Consider the following 2,255-nt stretch of genomic DNA (forward strand, 5'->3'; position numbering starts at 1 on the left):
GACAAATTTATCGTCCTCATTAGTAGTCCATTCGCTGGAAGAAGTTTATAATCCAAAAACTTTATTTATACGGTAGATGAGTCACGCTGATGTTAAATTCGCTTGTTGTAAAACGTCTGGGTCGCCAAGAATACCTTCCTGTATGGGAAGCTATGCATGAATTTACCGATACAAGAACCGAAAGCACACAGGATCAGGTTTGGCTTGTCGAGCATCAACCAGTTTTTACCCAAGGCCAAGCAGGTAAAGCTGAGCATCTTCTCAATACTGGCGATATTCCAGTGGTACAAAGTGACCGAGGCGGCCAAGTTACCTACCATGGTCCAGGCCAACTGGTGGCTTATTTCTTGATCGATTTGCGCCGCAAAAAATTAGGTGTAAGAGAGTTAGTGACCAAAATTGAACAGATCGTGATCAATACCTTGCAAGCATACCGTATTGACTCAGTTGCAAAATCGGATGCCCCTGGTGTCTATGTCAAAGGGAAAAAAATCTGCTCTCTTGGGTTACGGATCCGTAAAGGTTGTTCGTTTCATGGTTTAGCGCTAAACGTCAACATGGATCTCTCCCCTTTCCTACGCATTAACCCTTGTGGCTATCAGGGTTTAGAAATGGCCCAAGTCAGTGAACTGGGCGGCCCGACAGAACTACAAACCGTAGAAAAACAACTTATAATAGAACTCGTTAACATATTGGCTTACGAGCAAGTAGAATTCAGCACAGAAGCACCTCTTCAAAGGTAAAAAGCATGAGCAAACCGATCCAAATGGAAAAAGGCGTTAAATACCGCGACGCTGATAAGATGGCATTAATTCCTGTAAAAAATATGCCAGCCGCCGAACAAAAAGAAGTTTTGCGTAAGCCCGAGTGGATGAAAATTAAGCTGCCGAGTGATAGCCAACGCATCCAAGAGATCAAATCGGCAATGCGTAAAAATAATCTCCATTCGGTGTGTGAAGAAGCGTCTTGCCCTAACCTAGCAGAATGCTTTAACCACGGAACCGCCACCTTTATGATTTTAGGCGCCATCTGTACAAGGCGGTGCCCATTTTGTGACGTTGCTCATGGACGGCCAAATGCCCCAGAGACAAACGAACCACAAAAACTGGCGCAAACCATTAAGGATATGAAGTTGAAATACGTGGTTATCACCTCAGTTGACCGTGATGACCTACGTGATGGTGGTGCCCAACATTTTGCCGACTGTAACCGTGAAATTCGAGCATTAAACCCAGAGATCCGTATCGAAACGTTAGTACCGGATTTTCGTGGCCGAATGGATATCGCCCTTGAACTACTCAAAGATAACCCACCGGATGTGTTTAACCACAACTTAGAAACTGCACCACGCCTATATCGTAAGGCGCGTCCTGGGGCAAACTATAAATGGTCACTGGAACTGTTGAAGAAATTCAAGCAACAACATCCAAGTATCCCTACCAAATCAGGCATCATGATGGGGCTTGGTGAAACAAAAGAAGAGATCGTGGAAGTATTGAAAGATCTTCGAGCTCACGACGTCACAATGCTTACTCTTGGTCAATATTTAGCACCGAGTCGCCATCACCTGCCAGTTGAACGCTACGTTCCACCGTCTGAATTTGACGAACTTAAAGAGATCGCACTAGAGCTTGGATTTACTCACGCCGCCTGTGGCCCGTTCGTACGTTCCTCCTATCATGCGGATATGCAAGCCAAAGGGCTAGAAGTGAAATAACCACACAGCACAAGTTCAATCAAGCCGATGTTCACTCATCGGTTTTTGAGACTCTGCTCGGTTAATGATTGAAGCTTGAATATTGATTCTATGTTCTATAGGCTAACGACATAGAAAATAGATAACAAAGCTAGGGATTTATTAATATGAAAACGATCAGTACATTAGCACTTGTTACAGCCACTTTAATGGCCGGTTGTGCGTCTAATACTCAGCAAGATAACTATCGTGAAGCCTCCTTTGAGCTTTGTAATACTGAAGTCAACATTTACTCTGTGAGTGATGATGGCCGCGTTCGTATTGTCTGCGCTGACGGCTCTAAGTTTGCCTTAAATAGCGAAAAGACACTTGATACTATGCGCAATATTAATATTGAGTATTGTGATGGTGAAGGTTTAGGCAAATTTAACGAGAGCACTAAATATTACTCTTTTCAATGTAAGTCAGGCACATTGCTCAGCATTGCAAAATAGTTCTGCAGAGCACATTCAACAGCGAGAGGCCACTTCTTCTTATTGGCGCTCAATAAAATAAATAA

3 protein-coding genes are annotated in these 2,255 nt (G+C 43.5%); all 3 read left to right on the forward strand.

The genetic code is table 11. The annotated features are described in order from the left end of the window. Window positions 1–89 precede the first annotated feature (89 nt). The 3 genes from lipB (at window position 90) to B9J84_RS06765 (ending at window position 2,190) form a co-directional block, all read left to right on the forward strand. The gene (gene lipB / locus B9J84_RS06755; protein WP_094123817.1) at window positions 90–743 is read left to right on the forward strand and encodes a lipoyl(octanoyl) transferase LipB; all 654 of its coding nucleotides are present in this window, start codon (window positions 90–92) and stop codon (window positions 741–743) included. 5 nt (window positions 744–748) lie between these two features. Next, window positions 749–1,717 (forward strand): lipoyl synthase, encoded by a 969-nt coding sequence (lipA, locus tag B9J84_RS06760; RefSeq protein ID WP_013857343.1) that lies wholly within the window; start codon window positions 749–751, stop codon window positions 1,715–1,717. A 146-nt stretch (window positions 1,718–1,863) separates the two neighbouring features. Further along, window positions 1,864–2,190: a hypothetical protein gene (locus B9J84_RS06765; RefSeq protein WP_013857344.1), complete on the forward strand. Its 327-nt coding sequence runs from the start codon at window positions 1,864–1,866 to the stop codon at window positions 2,188–2,190. Window positions 2,191–2,255: the final 65 nt, after the last annotated feature.

The organism is Vibrio sp. V03_P4A6T147 (genome assembly GCF_002241085.1).
GTDB classification, from domain to species: Bacteria; Pseudomonadota; Gammaproteobacteria; order Enterobacterales; family Vibrionaceae; genus Vibrio; species Vibrio anguillarum.

What these genes read in the sequence shown, in the direction of transcription:
- B9J84_RS06765 (WP_013857344.1), top strand. Translation starts at nt 1,864, where the DNA reads ATGAAAACGATCAGTACATTAGCACTTGTTACAGCCACTTTAATGGCC.
- lipA (WP_013857343.1), top strand. Translation starts at nt 749, where the DNA reads ATGAGCAAACCGATCCAAATGGAAAAAGGCGTTAAATACCGCGACGCT.
- lipB (WP_094123817.1), top strand. Translation starts at nt 90, where the DNA reads ATGTTAAATTCGCTTGTTGTAAAACGTCTGGGTCGCCAAGAATACCTT.